This window comes from Allobosea lathyri (genome assembly GCF_900108245.1).
Classification (GTDB): Bacteria; Pseudomonadota; Alphaproteobacteria; order Rhizobiales; family Beijerinckiaceae; genus Allobosea; species Allobosea lathyri.
The window spans coordinates 660,238-666,374 of sequence record NZ_FNUY01000002.1 but is presented as its reverse complement, the minus strand read 5'-3'; the positions used below and the strand labels follow the sequence as shown (position 1 = coordinate 666,374).

General features: G+C 65.0%; 6 protein-coding genes. 4 read left to right on the top strand and 2 right to left on the bottom strand.

Annotated features, from left to right (window positions below):
• Positions 1–169 precede the first annotated feature (169 nt).
• Both C4S73_RS07480 and C4S73_RS07475 read left to right on the top strand, forming a co-directional pair.
• Positions 170–886 (top strand): amino acid ABC transporter ATP-binding protein, encoded by a 717-nt coding sequence (locus tag C4S73_RS07480; protein ID WP_103871891.1) that lies wholly within the window; start codon positions 170–172, stop codon positions 884–886.
• A 212-nt stretch (positions 887–1,098) separates the two neighbouring features.
• On the top strand, positions 1,099–1,383 hold the full coding sequence (locus C4S73_RS07475; protein WP_200827948.1) for a hypothetical protein: 285 nt from the start codon (positions 1,099–1,101) through the stop codon (positions 1,381–1,383).
• 103 nt (positions 1,384–1,486) lie between these two features.
• On the opposite strand, the gene C4S73_RS07470 is transcribed toward C4S73_RS07475, so the two are convergent.
• Positions 1,487–2,659 (bottom strand): glycerophosphodiester phosphodiesterase, encoded by a 1,173-nt coding sequence (locus C4S73_RS07470; protein ID WP_103871804.1) that lies wholly within the window; start codon positions 2,657–2,659, stop codon positions 1,487–1,489.
• Between the two features lie 219 nt (positions 2,660–2,878).
• Positions 2,879–3,019, bottom strand: a complete 141-nt coding sequence (locus C4S73_RS28445; RefSeq protein ID WP_200827947.1) for a hypothetical protein — start codon at positions 3,017–3,019, stop codon at positions 2,879–2,881.
• A gap of 183 nt (positions 3,020–3,202) precedes the next feature.
• On the opposite strand from C4S73_RS28445, the gene C4S73_RS07465 reads away from it, so the two are divergent.
• Positions 3,203–4,501 carry an RsmB/NOP family class I SAM-dependent RNA methyltransferase gene (locus tag C4S73_RS07465; protein ID WP_103871803.1) on the top strand — a complete coding sequence of 433 codons (1,299 nt, stop codon included), beginning with the start codon at positions 3,203–3,205 and terminating at the stop codon, positions 4,499–4,501.
• A gap of 50 nt (positions 4,502–4,551) precedes the next feature.
• Positions 4,552–6,117 carry a glutamine-hydrolyzing GMP synthase gene (guaA, locus tag C4S73_RS07460; RefSeq protein ID WP_103871802.1) on the top strand — a complete coding sequence of 522 codons (1,566 nt, stop codon included), beginning with the start codon at positions 4,552–4,554 and terminating at the stop codon, positions 6,115–6,117.
• Positions 6,118–6,137 lie beyond the last annotated feature (20 nt).

The following is a 6,137-nucleotide window of genomic DNA, read 5'->3' as shown; positions in this document are numbered from 1 at the left end:
TGTGTTGCTGGGGCATGTCGCGCTACTCGATAGCAGTCGAGAAGCGCCTCGCCGCCGGCCAAAAACGTTGAGAGGGACCACGATCATGGCAATGGCAGATTTGAAGACCACCGACTCGCGTCCCGCTGCGCTGAAGCAGACCTCGCTGAATACGGCCATCGCCGTCGAGATGATCGGCGTGAACAAGTGGTATGGCGAGTTCCATGTCCTGCGCGACATCAACCTGAAGGTCGAGCGCGGCGAGAAGCTGGTGATCTGCGGCCCGTCAGGCTCGGGCAAGTCGACGATGATCCGCTGCATCAACCGGCTGGAGGAACACCAGAAGGGCCAGATCATCGTCGATGGCACGGAGCTGACCAACGATCTCAAGAAGATCGACGAGATCCGCCGCGATGTCGGCATGGTCTTCCAGCACTTCAACCTGTTCCCGCATCTGACGATCCTGGAGAACCTGACGCTGGCGCCGATCTGGGTCCGCAAGATGCCCAAGAAGGATGCCGAGGAAATCGGGATGCACTATCTCAAGCGCGTCAAGATTCCCGAGCAGGCGCTGAAATATCCAGGCCAGCTCTCGGGCGGCCAGCAGCAGCGCGTGGCGATCGCCCGCTCGCTCTGCATGAGCCCGAAGATCATGCTGTTCGACGAGCCGACCTCGGCGCTCGATCCCGAGATGGTCAAGGAGGTGCTCGACACCATGGTCTCGCTCGCCGATGAGGGCATGACCATGCTCTGCGTCACGCACGAGATGGGCTTTGCCCGTCAGGTCGCCGACCGCGTCATCTTCATGGATGCCGGCCAGGTCGTCGAGATGAACGAGCCCAACGAGTTCTTCAAGAACCCGCAGCACGAGCGCACGAAGCTCTTCCTCAGCCAGATCCTGCACTGAGGTCTTTGATTTTGCATCGGCTTCTTCCTAAAACCGCGTTCCACTTTTTCGGGGCGATGCTCTAAGGTTTCCACAGTCCATCGGAAGCGGCGCGCAGACACTCTGCGCGCCGTATTCGTTTAAGCGGCCCGCCGCCTCAGCTGACGTCCTGATCTTGGGGTAGGGAACAAAGACGGCCTCCACCCGTTTCCTCGGGGAATTGGAGGAAGCACATGAAACGGATCATTCCCGCCATCGTCGCGGCGCTTCTCGTCAGCGGCGGTGCTTATGCCCAGTCGATCAATATCGGTCCCGGCGGCGTCGGGATCGATACCCGCAGCCCGCGCGACCGTGCCATCGAGCGTGACATCCGCCGGGAAGAGCGGGCTCGTGAGCGCGATCGCTACGAGCGCACCGACTATCGCGGCGACCGCCGCGGCCGCGACTGCCGCACGATCACCACGCGCGAGGAGACGCGTCATGGCGTCGTGCGCCGCGAGACCCGTGTCTGCGACTGATCGCGTCTGCGATTGATTGCGGTCTGCGATTGATTGCGATTGATATCGGCTAAGAAGCCCGCCGCGCTCAAGCGCGGCGGGCTTCTTCGTATCGTGCCAGCGCTTACTTGCTGTCGCGCGCCTTGACCGCCTGATCGGGGAAGTCCGAGAACAGCCCGTCGATGCCGAGCGCGAAGAACGCCTTGTACTCGGCTGCGGGGTCGTTCTTGAAGTCGGAAGCAAGCCGCTTCGCCTCGCTTCGGAAGGTCCAGCTGTGGACGAAGAGGCCGGCGGCGTGCGCGTCCTTGACCACATTCGTCGGCGCGATCAGCACGCGGTCGCGCTCGTCGATCACGCCGTCCTTGTTGAGATCCTGCGGCTTGCCATCCGCTCCGATGGTCTGCTTGCCGGCAAGGATGTAGGGCTTCCAGGGGCCGACGCCGTCGGCATAGGTCGCGATCTCCTTCAGCCCTTCGGCCGAGACCAGATCCTGAAAAGTCCGCTTGTCGCCGGTAACGGCAAAATCATAGGGCTTGTCGAAGGGGGCGGCGAGCGTGACCTTGCCGTCCTTGTCGACGCCATCGCCATCGACGAGCTGGACGAGACGCAGCTGGGTCTTGCCGCGCAGGTATTTCAGGTTCGCCGTCTCGAAGCTCTGGATGAAGACGGGCGAGGATTTTTCGGTCCAGCCAGCGGCCTTGAGCACGTCGAGCAGCCGGTCCTCGAGCGCAAGCCCGATCGCGGCATGGAAGATCGGATGCTTGGTCTCAGGATAGATGCCGATGACGCGGCCGGTCCGCGTGCTCTCGGCCTTTGCGAGGTCGATCACCTCCTGAAAGGTCGGGATCAGATACTGGCCGTTATGGGACTGGTCGCGATCCGCGAAAGCCTGCTTGGCGCGCAGCGTCTTGATCTCGGCCAGCGTGAAGTCCCCGGCGAACCAGTCATCGGTATCGATGCCGTCGATCTTGCGAACCCGTTTGCGGCTGGCGAATTCCGGGCGGCTCGCGACATCGGTCGTGCCGCTCAGCATCGGCTCGTGCCTGACCACCAGAACGCCGTCCTTGGTCGCGACCAGATCGGGCTCGATGAAATCCGCGCCCTGTTCGATCGCGAGCTTGTAGCCTTCCAGCGTGTGCTCCGGCCGATAGCCGCTGGCGCCGCGATGCGCGACGATCAAAGGCTTCTGTCCCGACAGGGTGGGGGCCGCGCTCTGCGCGAGCGAAGGCGTCGTGGCAGCAAGCCCGGCAGCGAGCGATGCCAGCATCGTGGCCGACAGCAAAAGTATTTTTTTCATGGGTCCGATCCCTGCTCCGCAGCAAATGCGGGTGAACTCTAGGTCGGCCGATGTGACATGGCCATGAAACCGGCCATCAAGTCGTGATCTGCATCTGATCGCTCGCGCCGACAATCCATATCGCCGCGAGCATCGTCATGTGAGAGGCGAGGTAGCCATAAGAGACGTAGCCATAAGAGCCGTCGGGCCATGCCCGAGCGGCGCTGCTTTAACCGGGTATCAGCGGCGGCCTTCGAGCGTCGACTTGGCGTCGAGGCGCTTGGCGGGCGGCGGGGTCAGGTCCGGCGGGGGCGTCGTGGCGCAGGCGGCGAGAGCCATGGCGAGCAGGCTGGCAAGGGCGAGACGGCTGGCGCGTTGCATGAACGAAAACCCCTTTGTCGCGACATGGCGGTTGCCACGTCTTTCCGCTTATGAAACGACCGCGTCAAGAGCGTGACGATCGGCGTGCTATGCCGTTGCCTCATGCTTGAGATCGTCGAAAGATAACGTGTTTCTCTCATTGCGGCGTTCGACACGATGTGTCCGGCGCCAGGACCACCGGACATGACCCCAGCCGCCCGCATCAGCGCTGCCATCGAAGTGCTGGACGATATCATCCAGCGGCGCCGGCCGGCTTCGGACGCGCTCAAGGACTGGGGCCTGTCGCGCCGCTTTGCCGGATCGAAGGACCGCGCCGCGGTCGCCTCGCTGGTCTATGACGCGCTGCGCCGCAAGGCCTCCTCGTCCTTCGCCATGGCCTCCGAGACCCCGCGCGCGCTGGTTCTGGGCATGCTGGCGGGCTTGCGCGGGATGAATGCAGCCGAGATTGCCGGTCTGTGCTCGGGCGAGAATCACGCGCCGGCGCCGCTCGATTCCGACGAGCTGGCGTTGCTGACGGCCTTTTCCACCCAGGGCGCGCCGGACTGGATGCGCGCCGATGTGCCGGAATGGCTCTGGCCGGCGTTCGAGCAGGCCTTCGGGGCCGCCGCGGTGGAGGAGGGGCAGGCTCTGGCGGCCCGCGCGCCGATTGATCTGCGCGCGAACCGCCTGAAGACAAATCGCGACGGTCTTCTGGCAAGCCTGGAACATCTCGCGCCGGAGGCGGGAGCCTGGTCGCCCGACGCTCTGCGCTTTCAGCCCGGCCATGACGGGCGCGGGCCCTCGCTGCAGACGGAGCCCGGTTTTTTCGCCGGCGAGTTCGAAATTCAGGACGAGGGCTCGCAGCTCGTGACGCTGCTCGCCGGAGCGCGGCCGGGCGACACGGTCGTCGATCTCTGCGCCGGAGCTGGCGGCAAGACGCTGGCGCTGGCGGCCTTGATGAAGAACAGCGGCCGCCTCTTCGCGACCGATCTCGACAGCCGCCGTCTAGCGCCACTGCACGAGCGGCTGGCGCGTTCGGGGGCGACGCAGGTCGAGATCCGCATCCCCCGCAGCCGCGGCCACGAGCCGCTCGCCGATATCGCCGGCGAGGTCGACCTCGTGCTGGTCGACGCGCCCTGCACCGGCTCCGGCACCTGGCGGCGCAATCCCGACGCCAAATGGCGCGTGCGGCCGGGCGCGCTGGCCGAGCGGATCAAGGATCAGGCCGAGGTGCTGGCGCGGGCCGCCAGGCTGGTGAAACCCGGCGGGCGCATCGCCTACATCACCTGTTCCGTCCTGCCCGATGAGAACGACGAAGCCGTGCGGGCGTTCCTGGGCCGGCATTCCGGCTTCGCTGCGGTCGAACTGGGCGACGTGCTGGTTTCGCAGGAGGGAGATTTCTCGTTGCTCGGCCGCTTCGCGACCCAATACGGCTTGCAATTGTCGCCGCGCCGCACGGGTACGGATGGGTTCTACCTGACCTGCCTCACACGCAGCGGCTGAGGCGCGATCAGACCGTTGCACGCCCGCGCGCAATGGCTTAACCGGACGCGATGACGATCGAAAAAAGCCACGACTCCATCCTCATCATCGATTTCGGCAGCCAGGTCACGCAGCTGATCGCGCGACGGGTTCGCGAGATCGGCGTCTACTGCGAGATCGCGCCGTTCCAGTTGGCTTCGGAGGCGTTCGCGCGCCTGAAGCCCAAGGGCGTGATCTTCTCGGGCGGTCCCGCTTCGGTTCCCGACGCCGACAGCCCGCGCGCGCCCCAGGAAGTGTTCTCCGCCGGATTGCCCATCCTGGGCATCTGCTATGGCCAGCAGACCATGGCGGACCAGCTCGGCGGCAAGGTCGAGAGTGGGCATGCGGCAGAGTTCGGCCGCGCGGATGTCGAGATCGTCATGCCCTCGGCGCTGTTCGCAGGGATCTGGGAGGAGGGCGGCCGCTACCCCGTCTGGATGAGCCATGGCGACCGCGTCACGCAGTTGCCGGCAGGTTTCTCCGTCAAGGCGACCTCCGAGAACGCGCCTTATGCGGTGGCAAGCGACGAGGGCCGGCGCTTCTACTCCACCATGTTCCACCCCGAGGTGGTGCACACGCCCGATGGCGCGAAGCTGCTGCGCAACTTCGTCGTCGACATCAGCGGCTGCACGCCGGACTGGAGCATGTCGGCCTATCGTGCCGAGACCATCGCCAAGATTCAGGCGCAGGTCGGCAAGGGCCGCGTCATCTGCGGACTATCGGGCGGTGTCGATTCCGCCGTTGCTGCCGTGCTGATCCATGAGGCGATCGGCGACCAGCTCACTTGCGTCTTCGTCGATCATGGGCTGATGCGCGAAGCCGAGGCCGAGCAGGTCGTAGCGCTGTTCCGCGACAGCTATAATATCCCACTCGTACATGTCGAAGCCGAAGAGCTTTTCCTCTCGGAGCTCGCCAAATGCGGCGCCGATCCCGAGGCCAAGCGCAAGACCATCGGTCGCCTCTTCATCGAGGTCTTCGACGAGGAGGCCCGGAAGCTGGGCGGCGCCGACTTCCTGGCGCAGGGCACGCTCTATCCCGACGTGATCGAAAGCGTCTCCTTCTCGGGCGGCCCCTCGGTAACGATCAAGTCGCACCACAATGTCGGCGGCCTGCCCGAGCGCATGAAGATGAAGCTTGTCGAGCCGCTGCGCGAGCTGTTCAAGGACGAGGTCCGCGTGCTCGGCCGCGAACTCGGCCTGCCCGAGGCCTTCGTCGGCCGCCACCCCTTCCCGGGGCCGGGCCTCGCCATTCGCTGCCCCGGCGAGATCACCAAGGAAAAGCTCGACATCCTGCGCAAGGCCGATGCGATCTATCTCGACGAGATCCGCAAGGCGGGCCTGTACGATGTGATCTGGCAGGCCTTCGCGGTGCTGCTCCCGGTGCGAACCGTCGGCGTGATGGGCGACCACCGCACCTATGATCACGTGCTCGCTCTGCGCGCCGTGACCTCGGTCGACGGCATGACGGCGGATTTCTATCCTTACGACATGGCATTCCTCGGCCGCACCGCGACCCGGATCATCAACGAGGTCAAAGGCATCAACCGCGTGGTCTACGACGTCACCAGCAAGCCGCCCGGCACGATCGAGTGGGAGTAACGGATACAAACGGCGGCAAT

What these genes read in the sequence shown, in the direction of transcription:
- C4S73_RS07465 (WP_103871803.1), top strand. Translation starts at nt 3,203, where the DNA reads ATGACCCCAGCCGCCCGCATCAGCGCTGCCATCGAAGTGCTGGACGAT.
- guaA (WP_103871802.1), top strand. Translation starts at nt 4,552, where the DNA reads ATGACGATCGAAAAAAGCCACGACTCCATCCTCATCATCGATTTCGGC.
- C4S73_RS07470 (WP_103871804.1), bottom strand. Translation starts at nt 2,659, where the DNA reads ATGAAAAAAATACTTTTGCTGTCGGCCACGATGCTGGCATCGCTCGCT.
- C4S73_RS07480 (WP_103871891.1), top strand. Translation starts at nt 170, where the DNA reads ATGATCGGCGTGAACAAGTGGTATGGCGAGTTCCATGTCCTGCGCGAC.
- C4S73_RS07475 (WP_200827948.1), top strand. Translation starts at nt 1,099, where the DNA reads ATGAAACGGATCATTCCCGCCATCGTCGCGGCGCTTCTCGTCAGCGGC.
- C4S73_RS28445 (WP_200827947.1), bottom strand. Translation starts at nt 3,019, where the DNA reads ATGCAACGCGCCAGCCGTCTCGCCCTTGCCAGCCTGCTCGCCATGGCT.